The organism is Nocardioides sp. NPDC000445 (genome assembly GCF_040300245.1).
In the GTDB taxonomy this organism is placed as follows: domain Bacteria; phylum Actinomycetota; class Actinomycetes; order Propionibacteriales; family Nocardioidaceae; genus Nocardioides.
Genome location: NZ_JBEPDH010000030.1, coordinates 1 through 26965, shown reverse-complemented (window position 1 = coordinate 26965; position 26965 = coordinate 1). Strand labels below are relative to the sequence as shown.

General features: G+C 69.4%; 23 protein-coding genes. 11 read left to right on the top strand and 12 right to left on the bottom strand.

The window, feature by feature from the left end:
• Positions 1–18 precede the first annotated feature (18 nt).
• Positions 19–1353 (top strand): UDP-N-acetylmuramoyl-tripeptide--D-alanyl-D-alanine ligase, encoded by a 1335-nt coding sequence (locus ABT304_RS28680; RefSeq protein ID WP_350720539.1) that lies wholly within the window; start codon positions 19–21, stop codon positions 1351–1353.
• Here the strand turns inward: ABT304_RS28680 and ABT304_RS28675 are convergent.
• Entirely contained in the window at positions 1303–2076 is a 774-nt protein-coding gene (locus ABT304_RS28675) for a MerR family transcriptional regulator (RefSeq protein WP_350720537.1), read from the bottom strand. The genes ABT304_RS28680 and ABT304_RS28675 overlap by 51 nt on opposite strands.
• A gap of 39 nt (positions 2077–2115) precedes the next feature.
• Between ABT304_RS28675 and ABT304_RS28670 the strand changes: the two genes are divergently transcribed.
• A complete protein-coding gene (locus tag ABT304_RS28670; RefSeq protein ID WP_350720535.1) occupies positions 2116–2595 on the top strand; it encodes a DUF6194 family protein in 480 nt (159 codons plus the stop codon).
• A 39-nt stretch (positions 2596–2634) separates the two neighbouring features.
• Here ABT304_RS28670 and ABT304_RS28665 read toward each other — a convergent pair whose 3' ends face one another.
• Complete coding sequence (locus ABT304_RS28665) at positions 2635–3210, bottom strand: VanZ family protein (RefSeq protein ID WP_350720533.1); 576 nt, start codon at positions 3208–3210, stop codon at positions 2635–2637.
• 37 nt (positions 3211–3247) lie between these two features.
• Positions 3248–4378: a lipid II:glycine glycyltransferase FemX gene (locus ABT304_RS28660; RefSeq protein WP_350720531.1), complete on the bottom strand. Its 1131-nt coding sequence runs from the start codon at positions 4376–4378 to the stop codon at positions 3248–3250.
• A gap of 85 nt (positions 4379–4463) precedes the next feature.
• On the opposite strand from ABT304_RS28660, the gene ABT304_RS28655 reads away from it, so the two are divergent.
• Positions 4464–5129, top strand: a complete 666-nt coding sequence (locus tag ABT304_RS28655) for a response regulator transcription factor (protein ID WP_350720529.1) — start codon at positions 4464–4466, stop codon at positions 5127–5129.
• Between the two features lie 10 nt (positions 5130–5139).
• Entirely contained in the window at positions 5140–6225 is a 1086-nt protein-coding gene (locus tag ABT304_RS28650) for a sensor histidine kinase (RefSeq protein WP_350720527.1), read from the top strand.
• Positions 6226–6233: 8 nt separating this feature from the next.
• Here ABT304_RS28650 and ABT304_RS28645 read toward each other — a convergent pair whose 3' ends face one another.
• On the bottom strand, positions 6234–6704 hold the full coding sequence (locus tag ABT304_RS28645; RefSeq protein WP_160024055.1) for an Lrp/AsnC family transcriptional regulator: 471 nt from the start codon (positions 6702–6704) through the stop codon (positions 6234–6236).
• A gap of 119 nt (positions 6705–6823) precedes the next feature.
• Between ABT304_RS28645 and hppD the strand changes: the two genes are divergently transcribed.
• Entirely contained in the window at positions 6824–8029 is a 1206-nt protein-coding gene (gene hppD / locus ABT304_RS28640; protein WP_160024054.1) for a 4-hydroxyphenylpyruvate dioxygenase, read from the top strand.
• A 171-nt stretch (positions 8030–8200) separates the two neighbouring features.
• Here hppD and ABT304_RS28635 read toward each other — a convergent pair whose 3' ends face one another.
• Positions 8201–9985 carry a bifunctional sugar phosphate isomerase/epimerase/4-hydroxyphenylpyruvate dioxygenase family protein gene (locus ABT304_RS28635; RefSeq protein ID WP_350720525.1) on the bottom strand — a complete coding sequence of 595 codons (1785 nt, stop codon included), beginning with the start codon at positions 9983–9985 and terminating at the stop codon, positions 8201–8203.
• 83 nt (positions 9986–10068) lie between these two features.
• Between ABT304_RS28635 and ABT304_RS28630 the strand changes: the two genes are divergently transcribed.
• The 3 genes from ABT304_RS28630 (at position 10069) to ABT304_RS28620 (ending at position 13103) form a co-directional block, all read left to right on the top strand.
• Entirely contained in the window at positions 10069–10692 is a 624-nt protein-coding gene (locus ABT304_RS28630; protein ID WP_160024052.1) for a TetR/AcrR family transcriptional regulator, read from the top strand.
• A gap of 133 nt (positions 10693–10825) precedes the next feature.
• Positions 10826–11686, top strand: coding sequence for a shikimate dehydrogenase (locus tag ABT304_RS28625; protein WP_350720523.1), 861 nt, complete (start codon positions 10826–10828; stop codon positions 11684–11686).
• An 85-nt stretch (positions 11687–11771) separates the two neighbouring features.
• Positions 11772–13103: an MFS transporter gene (locus tag ABT304_RS28620; RefSeq protein ID WP_350720521.1), complete on the top strand. Its 1332-nt coding sequence runs from the start codon at positions 11772–11774 to the stop codon at positions 13101–13103.
• A 160-nt stretch (positions 13104–13263) separates the two neighbouring features.
• Here the strand turns inward: ABT304_RS28620 and ABT304_RS28615 are convergent, their stop codons facing one another.
• The 5 genes from ABT304_RS28615 to ABT304_RS28595 form a co-directional block, all read right to left on the bottom strand.
• Positions 13264–14211: an RNA polymerase sigma-70 factor gene (locus ABT304_RS28615; RefSeq protein WP_350720520.1), complete on the bottom strand. Its 948-nt coding sequence runs from the start codon at positions 14209–14211 to the stop codon at positions 13264–13266.
• An 81-nt stretch (positions 14212–14292) separates the two neighbouring features.
• Entirely contained in the window at positions 14293–15150 is an 858-nt protein-coding gene (locus ABT304_RS28610) for a phosphatidylinositol-specific phospholipase C/glycerophosphodiester phosphodiesterase family protein (RefSeq protein ID WP_350720518.1), read from the bottom strand.
• A gap of 117 nt (positions 15151–15267) precedes the next feature.
• Entirely contained in the window at positions 15268–16467 is a 1200-nt protein-coding gene (locus ABT304_RS28605; RefSeq protein ID WP_350720516.1) for an NAD(P)/FAD-dependent oxidoreductase, read from the bottom strand.
• Positions 16468–16565: 98 nt separating this feature from the next.
• Positions 16566–18578, bottom strand: coding sequence for a family 20 glycosylhydrolase (locus ABT304_RS28600; RefSeq protein ID WP_350720597.1), 2013 nt, complete (start codon positions 18576–18578; stop codon positions 16566–16568).
• A gap of 150 nt (positions 18579–18728) precedes the next feature.
• On the bottom strand, positions 18729–19301 hold the full coding sequence (locus tag ABT304_RS28595) for a TetR family transcriptional regulator (protein WP_350720514.1): 573 nt from the start codon (positions 19299–19301) through the stop codon (positions 18729–18731).
• Between the two features lie 167 nt (positions 19302–19468).
• Between ABT304_RS28595 and ABT304_RS28590 the strand changes: the two genes are divergently transcribed.
• The 3 genes from ABT304_RS28590 to betT all read left to right on the top strand — a co-directional run bounded on the left by ABT304_RS28590 (position 19469) and on the right by betT (position 24932).
• Positions 19469–20971: an aldehyde dehydrogenase family protein gene (locus tag ABT304_RS28590; protein WP_350720512.1), complete on the top strand. Its 1503-nt coding sequence runs from the start codon at positions 19469–19471 to the stop codon at positions 20969–20971.
• Positions 20972–20976: 5 nt separating this feature from the next.
• On the top strand, positions 20977–22713 hold the full coding sequence (betA, locus tag ABT304_RS28585) for a choline dehydrogenase (RefSeq protein ID WP_350720510.1): 1737 nt from the start codon (positions 20977–20979) through the stop codon (positions 22711–22713).
• 71 nt (positions 22714–22784) lie between these two features.
• A complete protein-coding gene (gene betT, locus ABT304_RS28580; RefSeq protein ID WP_350720508.1) occupies positions 22785–24932 on the top strand; it encodes a choline BCCT transporter BetT in 2148 nt (715 codons plus the stop codon).
• Here betT and ABT304_RS28575 read toward each other — a convergent pair.
• Both ABT304_RS28575 and ABT304_RS28570 read right to left on the bottom strand, forming a co-directional pair.
• The gene (locus ABT304_RS28575; protein ID WP_160024038.1) at positions 24913–25482 is read right to left on the bottom strand and encodes a Uma2 family endonuclease; all 570 of its coding nucleotides are present in this window, start codon (positions 25480–25482) and stop codon (positions 24913–24915) included. The genes betT and ABT304_RS28575 overlap by 20 nt on opposite strands.
• Before the next feature lie 673 nt (positions 25483–26155).
• Positions 26156–26965: HNH endonuclease signature motif containing protein (locus ABT304_RS28570; protein WP_350720506.1), on the bottom strand; the 810-nt coding region annotated here is incomplete at its 5' end.

Sequence of the window (26965 nt, the reverse complement as noted above, 5' to 3'; positions counted from 1 at the left end):
GGGATGATTCCCCTCAGCTTGGACGAAATCGCCTCGTTGGTCGGCGGGAAGGTCGTCGGCGAAGGCTCGGTGACCGTGAGTGCGCCGGCAGTGATCGACGGCCGCGAGGCAGACCCGGGCGGCCTCTTCGTCGCGTTCGCGGGTGAGCACACCGACGGCCACGAGTATGCACCACAGGCCGCCGAGGCCGGTGCCGTCGCCGTGCTCGGCTCCCGCCCGACGGCGCTCCCGACGGTCGTCGTCGACGACGCGCAGGCCGCGCTGCAGCGGCTGGCCGCCCACGTCGTCGCGCTGCTGCGCGAGGAGATGATTGTCGTCGCAGTCACCGGCTCCCAGGGCAAGACCAGCACCAAGGACATGATCGAGGCGGTGCTGGCGAGCGCGGCTCCGACCGTCGCGACCTCGGGCTCGTTCAACAACGAGCTCGGCGTACCGCTCACCATGCTGCGCGCCGATGCGACCACGAGGTTCCTCGTCCTGGAGATGGGGGCCCGGCACATCGGCGACATCGCTGAGCTGACCGGCCTGGTCGCGCCGGACATCGCCGTGGTGACCAACGTCGGCCAGGCCCACCTGGGTGAGTTCGGGTCGCGCGAGGCGATCGCTGTGGCCAAGAGCGAGCTGGTGCGGGGGCTGGCGCCCGGCGGCACGGCGGTGCTCCATGCCGACGACCCGCGGGTGCTTGCGATGGGCGAGCTCACCGACGGTCCGGTGCTGGCCTTCGGAGCCGGCGAGCGAGCGAGCGTACGCGTGCGCGACCTCGCCCTGGACCGGCTCGGCCGGCCCACGTTCAGCCTTCAGCACGCGGACGCCGAGGCCGTGGTCAGGCTCCCGTTCGTCGGTGCCCACTGGACGCTCAACGCCGCGGCCGCCGCGGCGGCGGGGCTGGCCGCCGGCGTCCCGCTCGAGCAGGCCGCGACCGCGCTGAACACCGCCTCGATCTCGAAGTGGCGCATGGAGCTGCGCGCCCTCGCCAGCGGTGCGACCCTCCTCAACGACTCCTACAACGCCAACCCCGAATCCACTCGCGCCGGTCTGGACGCGCTCGCCTCGATCGACGCCAGGCGCCGCATCGCCGTGCTAGGCGAGATGCTCGAGCTCGGCGAGGCGAGCCGCGACGCGCACCACGAGATCGGGACGTACGCCGCCACGAGGGCCGATCTGGTCCTCACCGTCGGCGAGGCGGCCACCGTCATTGCGGACGGCGCGGGAGAGCGGGCGCTCGCGCTGCCCGACAACGCAGCGGCGATCGACTGGCTGCGACGCCATCTCGCGCCCGGCGACGTGGTGCTCGTCAAAGCCTCACGCGGAGCCTGCCTCGACCAGGTCGCCGCGGCCCTCGTCTCGGGATGAATCGATGATCCCCGCCAGCAGTGTTCCTGCCCGGAGAAGGGCGAGCGTGCGCCGTGCGATGTTCGCGAGTCGCGCCTCGAGCGCCGTGATCGTCTGGCTCACCTCGTTGAACTCTCGGACCGCTGTGATCGCCGTCTGTACGTCTGGGATGCGGTAGCCACCCGCTCGAAGGGCAGCGGTGATACGTGCTTCGCGGATGGCGGTGAGCGGGTAGCGTCGCGCGGTGCCTGCCCGCGTGGCGACCCGCTCGGGGGCCACCAGACCAGCCTCCTCCCAGAAGCGGAGCGTTGACGCCCTGACGCCCAAAGCCTGGGACAGCTCCGTGATGGTCATCGAGTCACCCTCGACAGGTTCCGCCTCTGTGGTCGCCTCGGAATGGATGGTCTCCAGAGCATGACGGGCCGCAAGTGCCAGCTCGCGCTCGTCGTTGAGCCTTGCGTGGAACCCGCAGATCAACGCCGCCCCCTGCTCGGCCGGCACGGTGCGGAGATCCCGCATCGCCTTGCGGGCGGCGACGGGCCCTACCGCCTCCGCGAGACCTCGGTAGGCACGAAGCGCGCTGACGTGCGCGGCGGAGAACCGTCGATACCCGTTCGCTGACCTGGATGCAGCCGGGATCACGCCCTGCGCCTCCAGATCGCGCACCTGCTGCACCGAGTATCCAGACGCAGCGGCGACGGCGGCGGTGTTCATGTATCGGGACGAATCGGTCGCTCTGTTCATCGGAACCCTCCACAAGCACTTCAACCTCACACTTGAACCATGAGTATGGATGACATCCTTCAGACGATCCGAGCTTTCGACGGCGTCCTCGAACTCGCACCCACCGAGGGCAGCGGCTTCCCAGAGATCGCTTGGGGCGATCACTTCTTCTACTTCTCCCCTGACGGCCACGTGCCCCAGCGCGAGCAGCCGTACGCCACCATCGTGAACAAGAACTACCCCGACGACACCCTGTCCGACCTCGACCATCCCGATCGCTGGCGGCTGAACATCCACGTTGGGACGGACGCGTTCGTCGAGCTCACCGGCGAGCAGCCCCGGGCTGAGGCAGCGCCCCGGGACGACACCCTCACCGACACCGTGCTTCCGCACCCGATCTACCGCGCACAGGGCTGGGTGTCGATCGTCAACCCTGCCGCCGCCACTCAGGAGCTGGCAGCCCAGCTCCTTCGCGGAGCACACGAGGATGCCAAGCGTCGCACGGAGCGCCGCAACCGTCGCGCGGGAGAGTCTCCGTGACGCCCCCTCTCGGTCCAAGGCGTGGCGGCCTGGCGGCGGTCACAGAGACCGCACGAGCTCCTTGCGGGGAGCCGGGCTCGGCGGGGGCGAGGAGCGCCGGCGGCGCCACCACGGCCACGACAGGATCGCGGCGGCGGTGGCGCCGCCCGCGTTGAGGATGACGTCGTCGACCGAGGAGACCCGGCCGAGCGGCAGCAGGTGCTGTAGGACCTCGATCGACACCGAGGCCGCGCCCGCCAGGATCAGGACCCGCCACACCGAGCGGAGTGCCGGGAAGCGGATGGGGCCGAAGAAGCCCAGCGCGGCGAAGATCAGCAGGTTGCCGATCAGCCCGATGGGGCCCATGGTCGACATGTCCTCGAAGGGCACCATGCTCACGTTGCCCGACAGGATGCCGTTGTTGCCGGGCAACAGGGTCAGCAGCACACCCGGCACCGTGCCGTAGACGATGGCGACCTCCGCCAGCGAGTGACGCCATGCCCGCGGCCAGGCCACCCCGAAGACCCGGCGCAGCACCGCCAGCACCGGCACTGCCAGCACGGCCACCGGAAGAGCCAGCATGGTCAGCACCACGACGCCGGTCTCCGTCAGCGAGCCTGATTCGTTCACGATCATCCGAGGTTCCCTTCCTTGATCTTCCTGACCGACACCTTCATCGCCCCCGCCGCCTCATGTAGAGGTCGAAGGCCCGGTAGACGATCGGCCGCAGCGGCAGGTCCCACTCGCCGACGTACCTGACTGCCCGCCCGCCGGTGCCGACCTTGAACTGGATCAGGCCGACGTGGGCGTCGTCGGTGGACAGCGTGGGGGTGATCCCGCGCAGGTCGTAGACGTCACAGCCGGCGGCCAGCGAGTCGCGGATCATCGCCCACTGGCAGGCGTTGGAGCCGCGTACGTCGCGCTTCTCGGTGGACGAGGCGCCGTAGACGTACCAGGCGTGGGCGCCGACACGGACGTAGATCGTCGCGGCCACCAGGTCGCCGTCGTGACGGGCGAGGTAGAGCTTGATGCGTTCGTCATCCTCCGCGGCGAGCGCCGCGAACATCTTCTCGAAGTAGGCCAGCGGTCGTGGCGTGAACCCGTCACGCTCGGCGGTGTGGACGTACAGGTCGTGGAACGCCTTCAGGTCCTCGCCGCCGGCGGAGGTGGTGACCTCCACGCCGGCCTTGGCGGCCTTCTTGATGTTGCGTCGCCAGAGCTGGTTCATCCCGGCGAGCACCTCGTCCTCGGACCGGGCGGTTCCGTCGGGGTGGCGCAGCGGGATCTCGTACGTGAACTGTGGCTGCCCCGCTCCGAACCCGTCCTCGGGGTTCTGCGGGATCCAGCCCGAGTCGCGGAGATAGCGGGTCACCTCGGCGCCGACCGGGTCGGACCGGCCGGGGACGTCGGTGAGCCGCCCGACCTCGGGGTCGGCGATGCCGTCCTTGACCTGTGCGGCGCTCCAGGTGTCGGTGGGCACCGGCGGAGCGACCCGGATCGCGAACGCGCCCTGCGAGCGTAGGTAGGAGACCAGCGGTGGGAACCAGACGGTGAGCCCGCCGGCCCAGTCGATGTCGGGGCCCCACGGCAGGTACGCCAGCGTGTAGCCCAGCCGCGGCACCGGCCGGTGCAGCACCAGCCCGGTCCCGGCGAGCCGGTCGCCGGCGTACCAACCCAGCGACTCGCTGCGCCACTCGGTCTTCACGTCGGCCCAGGCCGGGGTCTGCAGGAAGCTGACCGACCGCCGCGACCTGACATGGTCGAGGTGCTCGGCGGGGCTGATCGGTCGGACAGTGAAGGTCACCGTGCCAGTCAACCCGCGCGGATGTCGCCAGGGCGTATGGCATTTCGGATACGTCGGCGATATGTCATCGACCTAGGATCAGAGCATGCGGGTGCTGGTGGTCGAGGACGAGCCGTTGATGGCTGGAGCGATCCGTGACGGGTTGCGGCTGGAGGCGATCGCCGCCGACATCGCCGGTGACGGCGACACGGCGCTGGAGCTGTTGAGCATCAACGCCTACGACATCGCCGTGCTCGACCGGGACATCCCCGGGCCCTCCGGCGACGAGGTCGCCAAGCGCATCGTCGCCTCCGGCACCGGGATGCCGATCCTGATGCTCACCGCGGCCGACCGCCTCGACGACAAGGCCTCCGGCTTCGAGCTCGGCGCCGACGACTACCTGACCAAGCCGTTCGAGCTGCGTGAGCTGGTGCTGCGGCTGCGGGCGCTCGACCGGCGGCGGGCCTACAACCGGCCGCCGGTGCGGGAGATCGCCGGCCTGCGGGTCGACCCGTTCCGTCGGGAGGTCTACCGCGAGGGCCGCTACGTGGCGCTGACCCGCAAGCAGTTCGCGGTGCTCGAGGTCCTCGCCGCCGCCGAGGGTGGCGTGGTCAGCGCCGAGGAGCTGCTGGAGCGGGCCTGGGACGAGAACGCCGACCCGTTCACCAATGCCGTACGCATCACCGTCTCCGCGCTGCGCAAGCGGCTCGGCGAGCCCGCGATCATCGCGACCGTGCCGGGTGTCGGATACCGGATCGATGTCGATTCCTAGACGTCCCGGGATGAGCGTCAGGCTCAAGCTGACGCTCAGCTATGCCGGGGTCATCGTGGTCACCGGGGTGCTGATGCTCGCGGTGGTGTGGGTCTTCCTGCTGCGCTACGTCCCTGACGGGGTGTGGATGCAGTGGCCGCAGGAGCCAGGGAGGCCGAGTGCTCCCTTCGTGCCGAACCGCTCGGACCTGGAGCGCGCGTTCGCCCCGCGGGCGGCCACGATGATGGGCTTCCTGGTCGTGTTCGGGCTGGTCGGAGGCTGGATCCTGGCGGGGCGGATGCTGGCGCCGCTGCGGAAGATCACCGATGCCACGCGCACGGCGGGCGGCGGATCGCTCTCGCACCGGATCGAGCTCGAGGGCCCCGGCGACGAGTTCCGTGAGCTCGCCGACGGCTTCGACGACATGCTCGCGAAGCTCGAGTCGCAGGTCGCCGAGCAGCAGCGGTTCGCGGCCAACGCCTCCCACGAGCTGCGCACCCCGCTCGCGATCACCCAGACGCTCCTCGACGTGGCGAGCAAGGATCCGAACCGCGACGTCGACGAGCTCCTCGGCAGGCTGCGCCTGATCAACTCCCGCGCGATCGACCTCACCGAGGCCCTGCTCGTGCTCAGCCGAGCCGACCAGCGCTCCTTCGTCCGTGAGCCGGTCGACCTGTCGCTGGTCGCGGAGGAGGCGGTCGAGACGCTGCTGCCACTCGCCGAGCAGCGGGGCGTGCGGATCGAGACCTCCGGGGACCAGGCGTCGGTCACAGGCTCGCCGGCGCTGTTGCTGCAGGTCGCGACCAACCTGATCCACAACGCGATCGTGCACAACCTGCCCGAGGACGGGTCGGTGTCGGTCACCATCGCCGCCAACGAGCGGAGCGTGGTCCTCACCGTCGCCAACACCGGCGAGGAGCTCTCCCGCGAGCTCGTCGCCACGCTCACCGAGCCGTTCCAGCGAGGCACCCAGCGCATCCACGGCGACCACGCCGGCGTCGGCCTGGGCCTGGCGATCGTCAAGAGCATCACCCGGGCCCACGACGGCAACCTCGCCGTCCTCGCCCGTTCCGGCGGTGGGCTCCGGGTCTCGGTCGAGCTGCCCAGGGCTTCCTGAACCACCGGTCAGCGCGGTTCGGCTCCCGTGCGCAGCAGATCGAGGGTGCGCGGCTCGATCAGGGTGGAGAGGGTGACCACGCTGGTCGAGCGGACGACGGCGTGGGACTGGTCGATGCGGACGAGCACCTCCTGGAGCTTCGCGTGCGACCCCGTCGCCACCTTGCAGAAGACGTCGAAGGAGCCCGTGGTGACGTACGCCTCCAGCACCTCGGGGATCTCGGCGAGGTCGCGACGTACGTCCTCGAGGGCTCCCTGGGAGATCTCCAGGGTGACGAACGCCTGCACCGTGTGGCCGGCGGCGGACGGGTCGATCGTCGGTGCCCAGTCGCGGATCACGCCGGCCTCGGTCATCTTGCGCAGCCGGCTCTGCACGGTGGCGCGGGCGACGCCGGCGACCCGGGAGAGCTCGAGGTCGCCGACTCGCGGGTGGGCGTGCAGGGTCTCCAGCAGGGTGACGTCGAGGTCATCGAGGTTCATGGCTCGATGGTAGTCAGATTGCCTAGCAACGTGTGGTTGAGCCTGGTCCGATCTGACAGATTGACCAGTGCTCGGTGGTCAACTTGTTTGGTGTGACTCGGCCCACTTGACTTGCCCGCATGACGCTTGCAGACACCCTGACCAACCAAGAGAAGCTCGCCGGACTCGGGCTGGCCGAGCTGGAGCAGCTCGTCGGCCTGGTGGCCTACGACGACACCTCCGACCCCTTCCCGGTCACCGGCTGGGACGCGGTCGTGTGGGCTGTCGGCAACGCCACCCAGACCGCCCACTTCTTCCAGAGCGCCTTCGGTATGGAGCTGGTCGCCTACTCCGGTCCCGAGACCGGCAACCGCGACCACCACTCCTACGTGCTGCGCAGCGGGGGCGTGCGGTTCGTGATCAAGGGCGGCGTCGCGCCCGGGAGCGAGATCATCGCCCACCACGCCCGCCACGGCGACGGGGTCATCGACATCGCCCTCGAGGTGCCCGACGTCGACCGCTGCATCGAGCACGCCCGCAAGCAGGGCGCCCGCGTCCTGGAGGAGCCCCACGACGTGAGCGACGAGCACGGCACCGTACGCGTCGCCGCCATCGCCACCTACGGCGAAACCCGCCACACGCTGGTCGACCGCTCCGGCTACGACGGCCCCTACCTGCCCGGCTACGTCACCCGCACCTCGACGCTGAAGAAGCCCGAGGGCGCCCCCAAGCGCCTCTTCCAGGCGCTCGACCACGTTGTCGGCAACGTCGAGCTCGGCAAGATGGACGAGTGGGTCGACTTCTACGGTCGCGTCATGGGCTTCACCAACATGGCCGAGTTCATCGGCGACGACATCGCCACCGACTACTCCGCGCTGATGTCGAAGGTCGTGGCCAACGGCAACCACCGGGTGAAGTTCCCGCTCAACGAGCCGGCGATCGCCAAGAAGAAGTCGCAGATCGACGAGTACCTGGAGTTCTACCAGGGCCCCGGCGCCCAGCACCTCGCGCTGGCCACCGGCGACATCCTGGCCACCGTCGACGCGCTGCGCGACGCCGGGATCGAGTTCCTCAACACCCCCGACTCCTACTACGAGGACCCCGAGCTGCGCGCCCGGATCGGTGAGGTGCGGGTGCCGATCGAGGAGCTGCAGAAGCGGGGCATCCTGGTCGACCGCGACGAGGACGGCTACCTGCTGCAGATCTTCACCAAGCCGATCGGTGACCGCCCGACGGTCTTCTTCGAGCTGATCGAGCGCCACGGCTCCCTCGGCTTCGGCAAGGGCAACTTCAAGGCCCTCTTCGAGGCCATCGAGCGCGAGCAGGAGCGCCGCGGCAACTTCTGAGTCGCTCGCTGGTCGAGCCGGATTCGTGAGGAACGAGCGAATCCGTGTCGAGACCAACACGGTCCTATCGAGCGCCGAGGGGACGGTGTTGGTCTCGACACGCTCGGCCGCAGGCGGCCTCGCGGCTCGACCGACGGGTGGCTCGGTCGACGGGGTGGCTCGGGCGACGGGTCAGCTCGCCTGGCTGACGAGGCGGACCGGGGCGTTGCCGGCGCCGTAGCCGTCGTAGCGCTCGCGGCGCTCGACGAGCTCGAAGAAGACTTCGCCGACGGTCTCGGTGTAGCAGTGCAGGTACTCGCCGTCGGCGTCGCGGTCGTAGAGGAGATCGAGGTCGCGCAGGGTGGCCACGAGGTCGTCGGGCAGGCCGAAGCGGGCGACGAGGTCGTCGTAGTAGTTGCCCGGCACCTTCAGCGGCCGCAGCCCGCGCTCGCGGGCGGCCGCGACGACGCCGATGATGTCGGGACAGGCGAGCGCGATGTGCTGTGCCTGGCCCTGCTGCCCGGTCGGGAGCAGGTTGAGCGGAAGGCGTACGCCCCCGGCCGGCGAGCTCATCACCTGGCTGCGGACGAGACCGGAGGGGCCGGCGACCTCCTGGGTCGGCTGAGGCGTCAGTGACAGCACGCTGGTGTAGAAGAGGACCGCCTCGTCGAAGCTGTGCCAGGGCTGGACCAGGTTGACGTGGTCGATCCGGGCGCCGTGTCCGGAGCTCGACACCCCGCCGTCGAACTCGCCGATCCAGTCCTCCGCGTGCGAGAGGAAGACCTCGGTGCCGTCGGGGGAGGTGAACGCGCGCAGGGCCTGCTCGCCGGCGTACGTCCGGCGGTGGACCGGCGGCGCCATCAGCCGGGCGGCGCGCTCGGCGGCCGGGTCCGAGTCGGCGACGTCGAAGCCGACGGCCGCGATGCGCGGCTCGGCGGAGGCGCTGGGCACGTCGTTGCACACGACACGCGCCGCGCCCCAGGTCCACAGGCGCACCTGCTTGCTGCGGTGGCGGCCACCGAAGTCGAAGCCGAGCTGCTCGAGCAGCACTTCGACGCCGGAGGTGTCCGGTGCCTTGATCTCGACGAAGTCGAAGGCCTCGGGCGCGGCCACCCGGGGCAGGCGGGGGAGCGGGCGCACGTCGCGGCCGGCCTCGTCGCCGAGCAGGTCGGCGGTGCGGTCGGCAAGCCAGCGCAGCGAGCGCTGGGCCTGGCGGGCGGTGCGTACCGGATCGGTCTGGCGGAAGGTGTCGTTGAAGACCTCCAGCGACAGCGGGCCGTCGTAGCCCGCGCGCAGCACGTGACCGAGGAAGGCCGGCAGGTCGAAGCTGCCCTCGCCGGGAAAGAGCCGGTGGTGACGGCTCCAGGAGAGCACGTCCATGCTGAGCGCCGGAGCGTCGGCGAGCTGCAGGAAGAAGATCTTCTCGGCCGGGATCTCCTCGATCTGCTTGGGGTCGTGACCGCGGGAGAGGATGTGGAAGCTGTCCAGGCAGACTCCCACGTTGGGGTGGTCGGCCAGCTCGACGATCCGCCACGAGCGCCGGTAGTCGTCGACGAACCGGCCCCAGGCCAGCGCCTCGTAGGCGAGCCGGATGTCGTACGTCGCAGCCAGATCACCCAGTCGCCGCAGCTGTCCCGCGGAGACCTCGTCGTCGTCGACGGTCGCGGTGCCGACGTTGCTGCAGACCAGCATCAGGTCGATGCCGAGCCGGTTCATCAGCCGGAACTTCGCCTCGGCGCGGTGCAGCACGTCGCCGAAGGTGGTCTCGTCGACTCCCTCGGCGTCGCGGAACGGCTGGTAGAGGTCGAGGGTGAGCCCGAGCCGGTCGGCGAGCGCCCGGATCTCCTCGGGGGACTGGGGTGCGGCGATGAGGTCGGGCTCGAAGATCTCGATCGCGTCGAAGCCGGCTTCGGCCGCGGCGTACATCTTCTGGACCAGTCCGCCGCTGAGGCAGACCGTGGCGATCGAGGTGCGCATGGTTCTCCGTTCGTCGCTAATGTACGAAACGGTACATACATTGGTCCGCGTTGGGAAGCCGGGTCGTGCTCTAGGCTCGGGGCATGGTTCAGTCGCGTGATGCCGAACGCACCCGGTCCGAGCTGCTCGACGTCGCGACCGAGATCTTCTCGGAGCAGGGCTACTCGGGGGCCCGGGTCGACGAGATCGCCGAGCGCACCCGCACCACGAAGCGGATGATCTACTACTACTTCGGCGGTAAGGAGGGGCTCTTCCTGGCTGTGCTCGAGGCTGCCTACCGCCGGATCCGAGAGCTCGAGCAGAGCCTGCACGCCGGTGATCTCGAGCCGGTCGACGCGATCCGTCGTATCGCCGAGCTCACCTTCGACCACCACGTCAACCATCCCGACTTCATCCGCCTCGTGTCCGTCGAGAACATCCACCGTGGCCGGCACCTGGAGAAGGTCGAGTCGCTGCGCGAGCTCGGCGCCCCGGCCGCCACCGTCCTCGACGAGGTCCTCGCCCGCGGCCGCGCCTCCGGTGAGCTGCGCGCCGACGTCGACGCCATCGACGTGCACATGATGATCAGCTCCTACTGTGTCTTCCAGGTCGCCAACAGCGCCACCTTCGGCTACCTCTTCGGCCGCGACATGCTCGCGCCCGACGTACGCGAGCGCCATCGGCGCATCCTGGGCGACATCGTCGTCGGCTGGCTCACCGCTCGCTGACGCACACCCCTCAAGAGCCCGTCCCCGCGCCGCGGAGACGGGCTCTTTGACGTGCGGGGGTTGACGACGCGGGGCCGGATGTGATCCCCTTCACTCTCGTAACGTACTAGTTCGTACATTAAGGATCGCCTAGATGAAGTCTTCGTTTCTTGTCGGCCTGATCGGCGCGGGCGTCGGACCCTCGCTGAGTCCGGCGCTGCACATGCGCGAAGGGTTCGAGCACGGGTTGTCGTACGTCTACAAGACGCTCGACATCACCGAGCTGGGGATCCCGGCCGAAGGCGTGGGCGACCTGGTGAAGGAGGCGCGGCGACTCGGCTTCGACGCGCTCAACATCACCCACCCGTGCAAGGAGCTCGTGATCGAGCACCTCGACCGGCTCGACGAGACCGCGGCCCGGCTCGGTGCGGTCAACACCGTCGTCTTCACCGATGAGGGGGCGGTCGGCTACAACACCGACACGACCGGCTTCGGCCACGCGCTGCGTACCGGGATGCCGGGCGCCCCGCTCGGCACCGTCGTGCAGCTCGGCGCGGGAGGGGCGGGCTCGGCCGTCGCTCACGCACTCGTGAGCCAGGGCGTCGACAACCTGGTCATCGCCGACATGGACCTCGACCGTGCCCAGGCGCGGGTCGAGGAGATCCGGCGTCACCACCCGGAGAGCACCGTCGAGGCGAGCCACGTCGACAAGCTGCCGGCGCTCCTGCCCGACGCCGACGGACTGGTCAACTGCACCCCGGTCGGCATGGCCGACCACCCCGGTACGCCGCTGGAGACGAGCCTCCTGCGCCCCGAGCTGTGGGTGGCGGACATCGTCTACCGGCCTCTGGACACCGCGCTGCTGCAGGCGGCGCGTGAGGCCGGCTGCCGGACGCTGCACGGAGGCCACATGGCGGTCTACCAGGCCGTCGACGCCTTCCGGCTGATCACCGGCATCGAACCCGATGCCGAGCGGATGCTCGCCCACCTGCGCGAGCTGGCCGCGGCCGGCTGACCCCCCAGAGATTCGAAGAGCCAGAAAACACCACCCCCCCACCCGTCCGCGGTCAGGAACCGCGGGCCTACCCGAGGAGGACCCGATGGCGGGACCTGACACCGAGAACCAAGAAGGCAAGACCCCGGTACGGGCCGCGCTGGCCAGCTTCATGGGCAGTGCCGTCGAGTACTACGACTTCTTCGTCTTCGGCTCTGCCGCGGCGCTGATCTTTCCGCACGTCTTCTTCCCCAGCACCGGCGACGCCGCGCTGGTGATGTCGTTCGCGACGTTCGCCTTCGCGTACGTCGCCCGCCCGGTCGGCGCGGTCTTCGTCGGTCACTTCGGTGACCGGATCGGCCGCCGGAAGGTGCTGCTGTTCACCCTCCTGCTGATGGGTGGCGGCACGTTCCTGATCGGCTGTCTGCCGACGTACGACCAGGCCGGCTGGATCGCGCCGGCATTGCTGGTCTTCTGCCGGCTGCTGCAGGGGCTCTCGGCCGCGGGCGAGCAGGCCGGCGCCAGCTCGCTCACGCTCGAGCACGCCCCCGACGACAAGCGCTCGTTCTACACGTCCTGGACGCTCACCGGCACCCAGGGCGGCCAGATCCTGGCCGCGCTCGTCTTCATCCCGGTCGTGGCGCTGCCCGACGACATCAAGTACGGCATCGGCTGGCGGATCCCGTTCTGGCTCTCCGCGATCGTGGTCGTGGTGGCCTTCTTCATCCGTAGCCGCCTCAACGAGACCCCGGAGTTCGAGGAGGCCAAGGCCAACAACGAGGTCGCGAAGCTGCCCCTCGCGGTGCTGCTGCGTGACCACTGGGTCGACGTGCTGCGCGTCATCTGCTGTGCCTTCATCGCGGCCGTCTCCACGGTCTTCGGCAACCTGGCCATCGCCTACGGTGTCGAGGTCGGCATGGTCGACTCGATCACGCTGTGGCTGGTCGTCGCAGCCAACGTCGTCGCGCTGTTCACCCAGCCGATGTTCGGCCGGCTCGCGGACCGGATCGGGCGCAAGCCCGTCTTCATCTACGGCGCCGTGGCCAGTGCGGTGATGATGCCCTTCTACCTGCTCTCGATGAGCCAGGGCAACGAGCTGCTCGTCTTCGCGCTCGCGATCGTCACCTTCTCCTTCGGCTACGCGGCCGCGAACGCGACCTGGCCGTCGTTCTACGGCGAGATGTTCTCGACCCCGGTGCGTTTCTCCGGCGTCGCGATCGGCACCCAGATCGGCTTCATGCTGGCCGGGTTCACCCCGTCGATCGTCACCGCTCTCGGTGGCGTGCAGGAGGGTGGCTGGGTCGTCACCGCGGGCTACACGGCGGTCGTCTGCCTCGTCGCGTCGGTCGCGGCCCTGACCGCCCGCGAGACCAAGGACGTACGCACCGCCGACCTCGGCCTGCGGCCGACCCGGTCACCGCAGGGCGCGGCGGCCTGACCGTTCCCCCCGCTGGTCGAGCCGCGAGGCCGGCTACGGCCGAGCGTGTCGAGACCAACACAGTCAGTCCCATCGGCGCTCGATCGGACCGTGTTGGTCTCGACACGCCTTCGCCTAGCGGCTCCGGCGGCTCGACCAGCGGGGCGGCTCGACCGGCGGGTCACCGCCCGCGGCGGTGGCGGTTGCGGCGGCGTACGACGTCCTTGAGGTCGGCGACCGGGCCCAGGTGGCCCAGCTTCTCGGGGTTGGTGACCGACCGGATCCGCTGGATCTGGCCATCGAGGATGTCGAGGGTCCAGGTGCCGAGGATGGCGCCGTCGGCGTCGTGCAGGATGGCGCCCGGCTCGCCGTTGAGCTCGCGCTGCTCCAGGCGGGCACCGATGGCGAGCAGCGGCGGCACGGCCGCGACCAGGATGCGCGCGGCCTTCTCCGCACCGAACCGGCCGCCGACGCCACCGGCGACACCACCACCGTCGTTGACCGTCTCCACATCGGCCGCCAGCAGCGCCTGGAGTCGGTCGACGTCACCGTCGCGCAGTGCCTCGAAGAACCGGTCCGACAGCTCGACCCGCTTGCGCCGGTCGGCCTCGAACCGCGGCTTGCCCTCGTCCATGTGCCGCCGTGCCCGGGAGGCGAGCTGACGGCAGGCGGCCTCGGAACGGTCGACCGCCGTGGCGATGTCGGCGAAGCCGAAGTGGAAGACCTCGCGCAGCACGAAGACCGCCCGCTCCAGCGGGCTGAGCCGCTCGAGCAGCAGCAGCGCCGCCATCGACACCGAGTCGGCCAGCTCCGTCGCGCGTTCCGGGCTGGCGTAGAGGCCCGCATGCTCGTCGACGTGGGTGTCGGTCGGCAGCGGCTCGGGGAACCACGGCCCGACGTACGTCTCCCGCCGCACGCGCGCGGAGCGCAGCACGTCGAGGGAGATCCGGGTGACCACCGTCGACAGGTAGGCCTTGAGCGAGTCGGGCTCGGTCGAGGTCGTCTCCAGCCGGAGCCACGTCTCCTGCACCGCGTCCTCCGCCTCGCTCACGCTGCCGAGGATCCGGTAGGCGATCGAGAACAGCAGTGGGCGCAGCTCCTCGAACTCGATCTCGGTCTCAGGTGTCACGGTGGTCCTCCCTCGGGTCAACATCTTCCACCCACGGGACGAGACGGCGCCCCGGACTGTGACATCGACCGTGGGAGGGGCCTAGCCGTTGGCGGTCAGGAAGGCGTCCAGATCCTCGAGGTCGTCGGTGTTGATGTGATCGACGCCGGCAGCGAGGAGCTCGGACCAGACCGCCTCACGGGCGGGGCCGTCGTTGTCCGGCGTCGCCCAGAAGCGCACCCGGTAGCCCTGGGCATGAGCGTGGTCGACGATCTCGTGGAGCTTGCGGCGCTCGGTCTCCGGCATCGGGCCGATGCCCTGCCAGGCGAAGACCTTGGTCCAGTTGTCGCTGACCAGCGGCATCAGCGAGGCCGGCATGCCGGAATGGAGGTCGTTCATCCGGCCGTCGTAGAAGCTGAACCGCTCGTTCGCCCTCCGCATCGTCTCCAGCGGCCGGTCACCACTGATGACCGCCTCGACCGGACCGTCCTTGACGATGCCGTTCTCGTAGCGGGTGAAGAGCTCCTCGTAGTCTCCGAGCTCCTTCTCGATCGCCGCGTACGTCGCCTCACCGGTGTTCTTGATGTCGATCAGGAGCTGGAAGGTGCCGTCGTAGCCGGGGTAGACATCGCGTCCCTTGCCCCTGACGAGCTTCTTGAGCGGGGCGAGGTAGAGGCCCTCCAGCGTTCGCGCCGGGTCGAGATCCTCAGCGTCGTGCGCCACCAGGAGCTCGCCGTCGACCAGCCACACGTCGGCCTCGACGCTCGTGAAGCCGTGCCCCAGCGCGTCGAGCAGCGGACGCTGGTGCTCGTAGTCGTTGTGGGCATGCGCCTGCGCGTGCGGCGTACCGAGGTCGGCGGAGGGGCGCGCGGAGTCGGTCGAGCTCGCCGTGGCGGCGGTGGGGGAGAGGAACGCGGCCGCGGCGAGCACCGCGGTCAGCGACCGGACGAAGGTACGCATCAGGATCTCTTTCGGTGAGGGTGCCCCTCAACCTGGCCGAGTCGCGTGATCCCGTGGCGACCGCCGTACGTCCCCTGCCTGAACTCCTCCCGAAGTGAGCCACCCCGACGGCGAGACTCACACGCTGGGCTCCCGGACCAGCGGGGTGACCGCTGCTGCCTGGACGCGTGCGGCGCGCGACCTGTCCTTGAAGCCGATCGCGGAGCCCGGGTGACGGGCCTCCATCCCCAGGGCCCAGATCGTGCTGCGGCAGACGAGCTCCTTCACCTTCGCCGCGGGCACGCCACGGAGGCGGGCACCCACGGCGGAGTCGTCGCGGCGGGCGAAGTTCACCAGGCCGAGACCGCGGCCGATGCTGATGCACTGACCCACGAAGCCGATGCTCACCGGCTTCGGCCTCGCGCCCGAGAGGCGCGCGAGCACCGTCTCGGCGGCCAGCGGCCCGAGCTGGTTGGCGGCCTGGCAGCTCATCCGGTACGCCATCCGCGACGGCGCCGCCGCGTCCCCGGTCGCGACGACCCGGTCGTCGTCGACGCTGGTCAGGGTCTCGTCGGTGACCAGTCGGCCGGCCTCGTCGGTGGACAGCCCGCTGCTGCGCGCCAGGTCCGGCGTGGTGAATCCGGCGGTCCAGATCGTCACCGAGCTGGTCAGCTCGCGGCCGTTGTCGAGGCGTACGCGGCCATCCAGCACCTCCGCCACCCGGGCGCCCTCGACGATGCCGACGCCGAGCCGCCGCAGAGCGCGCTCGGCATCGGCGCGGCCCTTCTCGTGCAGCCACGGACCGAGCCGGTCTCCGCAGATCAGAGCCACGTTCCGGCCTGCCTCGGCGAGCTCGGAGGAGACCTCGATGCCGGTCGGCCCGCCGCCGACGACGACCACCGGCGCGTCGGCCGGCGTCGCGTCGAGCACGGCCCGCAGTCGGGTCGACTCCTCGAAGGTGGCGATCCCGAAGGCATGCTCCTCGGCCCCCGGCACCGACGTCGTACCGGTGCTGCCGACGGCGTAGACCAGATAGTCGTACGCCACCTCGCTCCCGTCCTCGAGAGCGACCGTCCGCGCTGCCGGCGAGATCGAGGACACGGTGCCGACGAGCAGCCGCACCCGCGGGCTGAGCACGTCGGCGTAGGCCACCACGGCCTCCGAGGTCCCGCCGACCAGCTGGTGCAGACGAATCCGCTCCACGAAGTGGTCGCGCGGGTTGACGAGGGTGATCGCGATGTCGTCGCGCTTGGTGAGCCGGTTGGCGGCCATCACGCCGGCGTACCCACCGCCGACGACCACGACCCGGCTCCTGCTGATCGTTTCTTGGTTGCTCATACCCCAAGGACACCGGCCCCGCGAGGTTTGTGACACCGGGGGTGTGAAGCTGAGAGCGAGCCACAGGCCACTCTCAGCTTCACACCCCCTCGGCACGGTCAGGAGACCGTGATGGTGAACGTCGCCGTCGAGCCGTCGGAGGCGGTGATCGTGCCGCGATACGTCCCCGGGGAGTCGTACGCATGGTCAGCCGTCACCGCGTAGACCCCGGCAGCATGGAGCGAATCCCGGGGTACAGACGCGGCGAACCGTGCGGGGGCCGGAACGGATCCGTCTCCGAAGTCGACTGTCGCGGTGAGCGGTGCGGTCAGGGACGAGCCACCGGTGCTGTCCGCGTCGTCGACGTCATCGACGGTGACCGCGGTGCCGTCCGTCTTGGTCCCGGGGGCGGCGAGCAGTCCGACCGACACCGATGCGACCGATCCAGCCGACACCGCAGCATCGGTTCCGGCCAGCTCCGTCGACCAGGCGATCTGCGGCCCGTCGTAGAAGTTGGTGCCGGCGGCAGCCAGTCGCGGACCGACCGAGGCGAGCCGGGCCGCGAAGTCCGACGGAGAGCGCAGCGACTCGGCGGTCCAGCCGGTCTCGCCGTGCGCGAGGACGCGCGGGAAGATCATGAACTCGGCCTGGTCGACGCCTCGGATCGTCTCGGACCACAGCGGCGCCTCGGTGCCGAGGATGTGCTCGTCCCCGACGCCCGCGATGACCTCCTGTGGGCTCCAGTCGTAGTAGTGCGCGACGTCGCAGTCGCCCGAGCACGCCCACGAGAGCCCGATCGGCGTCTTCGGGTGATACTTCATGTCGAGGTAGGACGTGTTGCCCGGCGATACGAGCAGCTTGGCACCGTCCTCGACGACGGCGCGCTTCGCGTGCTCGGTCGTGCCGGCCCAGTACTGAACACCATCACCGGCGCTGAGCCCGGACTCGGCGTACTCGTTCCAGCCGATCGTCTTCTTCCCGAGCCCGTGGACGATCGCGAGCGCACGCTCGACGAACGCCACGTAGCCTTCGTGACCGTAGCGCTGAGTCATCGCATGCGACTCGTCGCCGCCGACGTGCAGGAACTCGGACGGCGTGAGCGCAGCGAGCTGCGAGAAGACGTGCTCGATGAACGTGTAGGTCACCTCGGAGTTCGGATCGAGATAGGAGTAGCCGACGTCGATGGTTCCGTTGTGCGGCGCCACCGGCTCGTCCTCGGTCGCTGGGTGGCTCGACCCGGCGGTGTTGAGCTGCGGGATCGCGGCCAGGGCGGCATTCGTGTGGCCGGGAATGTCGATCTCGGGGATGATCTCGATCTCACGCTCGGCGGCATACCTTACCAGCGAGCGGTAGTCGTCCTGCGTGTAGAACCCGGTGTGACCGTCGGCGCTCTGGTACGGGTTGCCGAGCACCGCGGTCGCACCCGAGACCCGGGTCAGCGCCGTGTAGTCGATGTCGTCACCGGGCGCTCGTCCGGAGTTGGTGATCTCGATCCGCCACCCCTGGTCGTCGGCCAGGTGCATGTGCAGCACCGAGATCTTGGCCGCTGAGGCGGCGTCGATGACTTGCTTGACCTCGTCGACCTCGAGGAAGGAGCGAGCGACGTCGAGCATGATCCCGCGATAGCTGAACCGCGGCGCGTCCAGGATCGAGACGGCTGGCACCGTCCAGTCGGTGTTCACCCGGACGGTCGACGAGGCAAACGCCGGCAGCAGCTGACGCAGCGTCTGGGTGCCGTTGAACAGCCCGTGGCGACTCGCTCCGGTGACCTTGACCCCGTGGGCCGTCGAGGAGATCTTGTACGCCTCCGGGTTGTCCTCGACCTCGCCGAAGCCTGCCTGGGGATCGATGGTCAGGACGACATCGCGACGAGTCGGCCCGCCGGCGACGACCGGGAGGTCGAAGCCGGTCGCCGGGCGCAGCTCGGCGGCCATGAGGTCGCCGACCTCGTCGGCGTCAGCACCACGGACGACGATCCGGGTCCGCTCGGTCAGAACGAAACCGGGCCCGCCTTTCGCGCTCACCTGGAGCGGCTTTGGCACCAGACCGGGCACCGGTGTCTCCGCCCTGCTCGGGTCCTCTGTCCGGGATCGAGCCGTGGCGGGTGACGTAGTCGACGCGGCGATGAGCATCGTGGCGAGGCCGACTGCCAACGCCGTGGTGATAATTTGGATGGTGCCTGAACGAATCATGCGCATGCCTCCAGCGATGGCGAACTCGGTCAACCATCGAGGGTAGCGGCGCTGGCGCCGCACGTCGTGGAAATCAGCGATCGCGGTGGATCAGGCCAGCCCGGCGACGGCGTCCGCCAGGTCATCGACGGACCGGGCACGCTCCGGGAGGTGGCCGTCGGGGCCCTGGCTGAGCTGGAAGCCCATGAAGGCGGCGTCGATGACGTGGGCTGCCCGTTCGGCGACGGCGGGATCCACACCGGACTTGTCCAGGTGCGCGATGAGACCGGCCATCCACAGTGCGTTGGCCTCGCGGACCGCCGAGACGTACGGCTCCCTGCCGAAGAGACCGAGCGCGGCCGCCTCCACATAGATCCAGCTGCACCGGTCGCCCTCCATCACCGACCAGAGGTCATGGACAGCCGAACGCAGGTCCTTGGAGGGCTCGAGCGCGGCGACTCCGGCGACAGACCGCTCGTTGGATGTGCGGAGGACGTCGGCGACCAGCTGGTCCTTGGTGCCGAAGTGGTAGAGCAGGACGCGGTTGCTGGTGCCCAGCTCGGCCGCCAGCGGGCGCAGGCTCAGGCCGATCAGACCGTGCTCGTGGACGTAGTCGGTCGCCAGCTCGGCCCAGGCAGCGCGGCGTTGTGGATCTTTCGCAGGCGCGGTCCCAGCGGTCGTCATGCGGCGACTGTAACAACTGCCGCAGGCTTTTGTATCAGCTGCAACAAATTTGTACCACCTGCAACAATTTTGTCCTTCCAGCCCTTGACCTGGCCCTTCGCGTCGGCGCAGGATCATTTGCAATTCACCTGCGGTTGCCTGTTCGGCAACCCGACGCTGGAGGTTGCATGAGCCAGATCTACATCGACGGGCGCTGGTTGCCTGCGCAGTCGGGCGAGCAGCGGGAGATCCGCTGTCCGGCAGACGGTGCGGTCGTCGGGACCGTTGCAGAGGCTGGAGCGGAGGACACCCGCGCCGCGATCGCCGCGGCGCGGAACGCCTTCGACAGCGGCGGGTGGCCGGCGACGCCTGCGCGGGAGCGGGGTGACCTGCTGCTGAAGGTCGCCGACCTGCTCGAGCGCGACACCGCGATCATCGCCCGGGCGGAGTCGCTCGACACCGGGAAGCGGCTGGTGGAGAGCGAGTACGACGTCGCCGACGTGGTCTCGGTGTTCCGTCACTTCGGGCACGTCGCCGCCGAGGACGCCGGCCGCGTCATCGACACCGGGAACGCCGCCGTGAAGAGCCGGATCGTGCACGAGCCGGTAGGAGTCTGCGGCCTGATCACCCCGTGGAACTACCCGCTGCTTCAGGTGGCGTGGAAGGTCGCGCCGTGCCTGGCCGCGGGCAACACGTTCGTGCTGAAGCCCAGCGAGATCACGCCGCACAGTGCGATCCACCTGATGAAGGTGCTCGAGGAGGCCGGTCTCCCCGCGGGCGTCGGCAACCTGGTGCTCGGTGAGGGGCCGACCGCGGGCGCACCGCTGTCCGAGGATCCCCGCATCGACCTGGTCTCCTTCACCGGTGGCCTCGCCACCGGCAAGCGGCTGATGGCCAACGCCGCCGCGACGGTCAAGAAGGTCGCCCTCGAGCTCGGCGGCAAGAACCCCAACATCGTCTTCGCCGACTCCGACCGCGAGACCGCGCTCGACTTCGCGCTGACCGCCGTCTTCCTGCACTCCGGCCAGGTCTGCTCCGCCGGCGCGCGGCTGATCATCGAGGAGTCGATCAAGGAGAGCTTCGTCGACGAGCTCGTCGCCCGGGCCGAGCAGATCCGTCTCGGCGGCCCCTTCGACGAGGGGGCCGAGACCGGCCCGCTGACCAGCAGCGCCCACCGCGACAAGGTGGAGGCGTACGTCGCGAAGGGTCTCGCCGAGGGGGCCACCCTCCGCACCGGTGGCAGGCGCCCCGACGACCCCGCGCTCGCCGACGGCTTCTACTACCTGCCGACGATCCTCGACGACTGCACCACCGACATGTCCGTCACCCAGGACGAGTCCTTCGGGCCGGTCCTGACCGTGGAGACCTTCACCGACGAGGACAACGCCGTCCGCATCGCCAACGACTCCATCTACGGCCTCGCCGGCGCGGTGTGGACCTCCGACGCCGGCCGTGCCGAGCGGGTCGCTGCGAAGCTCCGGATGGGCACGGTCTGGATCAACGACTACCACCCCTACGTCGCCCAGGCGGAGTGGGGCGGCTACAAGCAGTCCGGGATCGGGCGCGAGCTCGGCCAGGCCGGGCTGGAGGAGTACCGCGAGACCAAGCACATCTGGCACAACATCGATCCCAGCCCGCAGCACTGGTTCGCCCCGACCTCCCCGAACACCGGCACCGCCGAGGAGAAGTGAAGACGATGACCCAGACCTACGACTACGTGATCGTCGGTGGCGGCTCGGCCGGCTCCGCTCTCGCCAACCGGCTCAGCGCCGACCCGTCCACGAAGGTGCTGGTCCTCGAGGCCGGTCACAGCGACTTCAAGATCGACCCGTTCATCCACATGCCGGCCGCGCTGCCGTTCCCGATCGGCTCGAAGCTCTACGACTGGGGCTACGAGACCGACCCCGAGCCTCACCTGGGCGGCCGCAAGGTCTACCACGCCCGCGGCAAGGTGCTCGGCGGGTCGAGCTCGATCAACGGGATGATCTTCCAGCGCGGCAACCCGATGGACTACGAGCGCTGGGCGGCCGACCCCGGCATGGAGACCTGGGACTACCGCCACTGCCTGCCCTACTTCAAGCGCATGGAGAGCCGCTTCCTCGAGGACGGCACCTCCGGCGCGGACCAGTGGCGCGGTGGCTCAGGGCCGCTCCACCTCGAGCGCGGTCCCGCGTCCAACCCGCTCTTCTCGGCCTTCTTCGAGGCCGCCCAGGAGGCCGGCTACCCGCTCACCGACGACGTCAACGGCTACCGCCAGGAGGGGTTCGCCCCCTTCGACCGCAACGTGAAGGACGGCCGCCGCTGGTCGGCCGCGCGCGCCTACCTGCACCCGGTGATGAGCCGTCCCAACCTCGACGTCGAGACCTTCGCGTACGCCACCAAGATCCGTTTCGACACCTCCGGTGACGTCCCGCGGGCGACCGGCGTGGACTACGTACGCGGTGTCGGCCGGGCGCGCCGGGAGCACACCGTCAACGCCGGCGAGGTGATCTGCTGCGGCGGCGCGATCAACACGCCCCAGCTCCTCCAGCTCTCCGGTGTGGGGGAGGAGTCGCTGCTGCGGCAGCACGGGATCGACGTCGTGCACAACCTTCCCGGCGTGGGGGAGAACCTCCAGGACCACCTCGAGGTCTACATCCAGTACGCCTCCAAGCAGCCCGTCTCGATCGCGCCCGGTCTGGTGTGGCACCAGCGGCCCAAGATCGCCTGGCAGTGGCTCTTCCAGAAGAAGGGCCTGGGTGCGACCAACCACTTCGAGGGCGGCGGGTTCGCGCGGTCCAACGAGGACGTGGACTGGCCCAACCTGATGTTCCACTTCCTGCCGATCGCGATCCGCTACGACGGGTCCATGGCTCCCGGCCAGGAGAAGGGCCAGCACGGTTACCAGGTGCACATCGGCCCGATGTACGCCGACACCCGTGGCCACGTCCGGATCAAGTCCGACGACCCCTTCGAGCACCCCTCGATGCTCTTCAACTACCTCTCCACCCCGACGGATCGCAAGGAATGGGTGGAGGCCGTCCGGGTAGCGCGCAACATCCTCAACCAGCCCGCCTTCGCGCCGTTCAACGCCGGCGAGATGTCGCCGGGGCCGAGCGTGGAGACCGACGAGGAGATCCTCGAGTGGGTCCGCAAGGACGCCGAGACCGCGCTGCACCCGTCCTGCACGGCTGCGATGGGCACCGGCGAGATGTCGGTGACCGACCCGACCTCGATGAAGGTGCACGGCACCGAGGGGCTGCGGGTCGTGGACGCGAGCGTCTTCCCCTACGTCACCAACGGCAACATCTACGCGCCGGTGATGATGGTCGCTGAGAAGGCGGCCGACCTGATCGCGGGCAACACGCCCCTGGCACCCTCGGACGCCCCGTACTACCGCCACCGCGACGACTCGCCGCTGTGGCCGGCTGGAGACCCGCGGAACCTGATCTGAAACCCGATCGTGACCCAAGCCGGCGCCGGGCGGACTAGCCTGCCGGGCACCCCAACCGGAGGAGACAGCTCATGCCGGAGACAATCGACCCGCCGCGTACGCCCTTAGGGGAACCCGCCGCAGATCCAGACGAGATCCCTACGGCGAAGCCCGAGCTGAACAAGACCGTCTTCTTCGGCTCCGCCGGAGTGGTGGTCGCGTTCACGCTCTTCACACTGCTCGCGCCGGACACCGCGGGCGCCGCGATCGGACACGTCGTGGGGTGGATCTCGACGTACTTCGGCTGGTGGTACTTCGCGCTCGCCGCTGCGCTGATCGCGTTCGTGCTGTTCATCTGTCTGTCCCGCTACGGGCGGATCCGGCTCGGCCCGGAGGAGTCCCGGCCGGAGTACTCGATGTTCACCTGGACCGCGATGCTCTTCGCGGCCGGGATCGGCGCCGACCTGATGTTCTACTCGGTCGCCGAGCCGGTCTCGCAGTACCTCACCCCGCCGACCGGCGAGGGCGGCAGCATCGCCGCCGCCGAGCAGGCGGTGGGCTGGACGCTGTTCCACTACGGCCTGTCCGGCTGGGCGATGTACGCCGTCATGGGCATGGCGCTGGGCTACTTCTCCTTCCGCCACGGGCTGCCGCTCTCGATCCGTTCCGCGCTCTATCCGATCTTCGGCAAGCGGGTCCACGGGCGGCTCGGCGACGGCATCGACATGGCCGCGGTGCTCGGCACCATCTTCGGCATCGCCACCTCGCTCGGCATCTCGATCGCCCTGCTCAACGCAGGTCTCAACGTCCTCTTCGACATCCCCGAGGGCCGTGCCGCCCAGGTCGGACTGGTCGTGGTCGCGGTGCTGCTCGGCACCATCTCGGCGGTCTCCGGCGTCGACAAGGGCATCCGGCGGCTCTCCGAGCTCAACGTGCTGCTGTCCCTGGCGCTGATGCTCTATGTGCTCTTCTCCGACAACACCGCGTTCCTGCTCAACTCGCTGGTGATGAACCTCGGCGACTATCTCGTGCACCTACCCGGGATGAGCTTCGACACGATGCCGTACGACACCGTCGAGAACCCGGACGTCGGCGTCTGGAAGAACCTGTGGACGCTCTTCTTCTGGGCCTGGTGGGTGGCCTGGTCGCCGTTCGTCGGACTGTTCCTGGCGCGGATCTCGCGCGGGCGGACGATCCGGCAGTTCCTGGTCGGCGTGATGATGATCCCGTTCGGCTTCATCCTGCTGTGGGTCTCGATCTTCGGCAACAGCGCGCTCGGCCGTATCCGCGGCGGCGACGCCGAGTTCGGTGAGCTGACCAGCGCCAACTACGCGCAGGGCTTCTACGCCTTCCTCGACAACTACCCGGGGGCGATCGCGCTGGTCGCGCTCGCCACCATGACCGGGTTCCTCTACTACGTCACCTCGGCCGACTCCGGCGCGCTGGTGATGGGCAACTTCACCTCGCGGCTGCCGCACCCGATGGCCGACTGCTCGATCCCGGTGCGGATCTTCTGGTCGGTGGCGATCGGCGCGCTGACCCTGGCGTTGATGTTCGCCGGCGGTGATGCATGGCTGACGACCTTGACCAACGCGACGATCATCATGGGCCTGCCGTTCTCGGTCGTGCTCGCCCTGGTCGCCGTGGGACTCCACCGCTCGCTACGGCTGGAGTCGTTCAAGTCCGCGAGCGCACGCTACTCGTTCCCGGGCGCGATCTCCTCGGCCCGCCTGGCCGGGGCGGGCGAGGGCGGCGTACGTCCTTCGCTCGCGCAGCGGTTGCGCCGCTCGGTCACCTATCCCACCGCCAGGGACACCGAGCGCTTCATCGGCACGGTCGCGAAGCCGGTCCTCGACGAGGTCGCCGCCGAGCTCTGCTCGCACGGGCTGACGTCGGTGGTGACCGACACCAAGGCCGTACGCGGCGTCGCCGGTGTCCAGATCCACACCGATCTGGAGGATGCGCCTGCGTTCGTCTACAAGGTCACCCCGATGCCCTGCCCCGCTCCGACCTTCGCTGTCGGCCGAGTCACCGGCGACGTCTACTTCCGCGCCGAGGTACACCTCGCCGAGGGCACCCAGGGCTACGACGTCAACGGCTACTCACGCGAGCAGCTGATGGGTGATGTCCTCGACCAGTACGAGCGCCACCTCTCCTACCTCCACCTCGTCCAGCAGGAGCAGCTGCCCGCCGAGGTACCCGAGGTGCCGACGACGGACGTCAGCGGAGCAGGTCGGTGAGGTCGATCTTGATCGGGAACGGCACCGGGACGTCGAGCCGGTCGCGGAAGATCCCGATCGGGACGTAGGCGTTGGTGAGGTCGTCGCGCTCGTAGACATGGATCGCGGGCGCGCCGTCCTCGTTCTCGATGCGCCAGTAGTGGGTGATCCCCGCCTCGGCGTACTTCTGCGGCTTCACCGCCCGGTCGCGGTGCTCGGACTCCGGCGAGACCACCTCGACCACCAGGACGACAGAATCAGCATCGTAGAACGAGGCCTGGTCGGAGATCCGTGCCGTGCTCACCAGCACGTCCGGCTCCGGCCGGTTGCGCCTGTCGAGCACCACCGTCAGCTCCCGATCCACCTCGAACCCGTCCGGCGCCTGCGCCGTCAGCGCGTTGGTCAGGGCCGTGACGAGCCGACTGTGCCAGCGGCGCTGCGGTGACATATTGAAGACCAGGGCTCCGTCGATGAGTTCGGTATGACGCGGCGCCTCGACGAGCATGTCGAGGTCTTCGGAGTACCAACCCTCCTCACGGGGAGGGTGCATCCAGTCGGGCAACGCGGTCATGCTTCGAGGATACCGCCTGTTTCTGGTGTCGGGGGTCGGGCTTTGCCGAGTCTTGGTTTGGTCACGGGCGGGCGCGCGAAGGTTGCCGTGGGTTCGTTTCGGTGTTTGCCGCCGACCCGTTATGGGAGGGTGTTCTCGCCGAACCCCGGAGTCAAGGACGGCCTTCGGCCGCCGGCTTCGCCGGTCGCCTTCGGCGATCCTTGACACCGGGCTCCGCCGAGAATTTTGGCTGGCTATCGGGTCGGCGGCAGGGTCTGGCGCAGCGGATTAGTTTGGGCACGGGCCTGGGGTCGTGAGCTGGCCGTGCGCGGGAGTCCGAGTGCCTCGTGGGTGCCTACGGCAGTGGGCGCGACCTTGTGAATCGTTCACAAGGTCGCCGTCGCTCTGGCCGGGTCGGGTTCGGTCAAGGCGGGTCATCAGTTCCCCACTGATCCGGAGAGTTCCCCCCCCCCCGGGCGCAGAGCTTCCCCGCACCCCGGAGCGTGGGCCACCTTCGCTGCGGTGGGGAAGCGTCCCCGTGAGTGGGGAGCGGCGGGCGTGGAGTCGAGAAGGGTGGCCGGAACGCTCATCTGGGCACCAGACAGGCGCCTTCAGCAAGAGCCGACACCGGTCGACGGTTGGGGTCCTCGCCTCGCGGCCGGGACCAGGTGAAGTGGATTCCCCGCCCGGCCGGTTAGGGGCGGCGGGTGAACCTGATGGTGCCGTCGGGTAGTCGCTCATGAACGTACGCCGCGTTGTGCGCCAAGCGATGATGATGGGGGCAGAGCAGCGCCCCGTCCTTCAGATCTGTCTTCCCGCCGGCGGCCCAGGGTTCTAGATGGTGGGCATCGCACCATTCCGGTGGCATGTCACACCCTTCGGCTTGGCAGCACTTCTGCTGGAGCCGGAGCGCTTTGCGTTGGATGGGCTGGAAGAACCTGCTGCCCCGGCCGGCGTCGAGGACCTCGCTGTCACCACCCAGTACCCAGGGGATGATGGTCGCGTTGCACGCCAACTTGCGGGCCTCGGCCGCGGTGATGGTGGTGCCGTTGGTCTCGTCGTAGCCCAGGGTGGCGATGCCGAGGTCTTTGCGGAGCTCCTCGAGGCTGATGACCACGTTGATGGTGGTGGCGTCGCCACCGTGGCGGGGCAGCGCGGCCGGGTCGATGGTCTCGAGGAGTCGGGCGAAGCCCTGGCCCATGAGTCGTTCCCACGGCGGCAGCGGGGCACCCTTGGCGACCAGTTGTTGTTTGCGGGGTTGGGCCCAGGCCTCGACCAGTCGCTTGAACCGCATCCCGATCGAGGTCGGCAGGACGCCGTCGAAGCCGACGGTGCCGTCGTGGTTGTCCCAGACCCGCAACGCGGTCTTCTGCTGGGCCCGTTCCTCTTCGGCGAGGAGGGCTTTGGCCTCGGCGTCGTCGAACCGGGCGGGGTCGATCTCACGCAGGATCCGTCGTCCGACGATGCGGAGTTCGTTCGCGGTCAGCCGAGAGGCGTAGTCGAC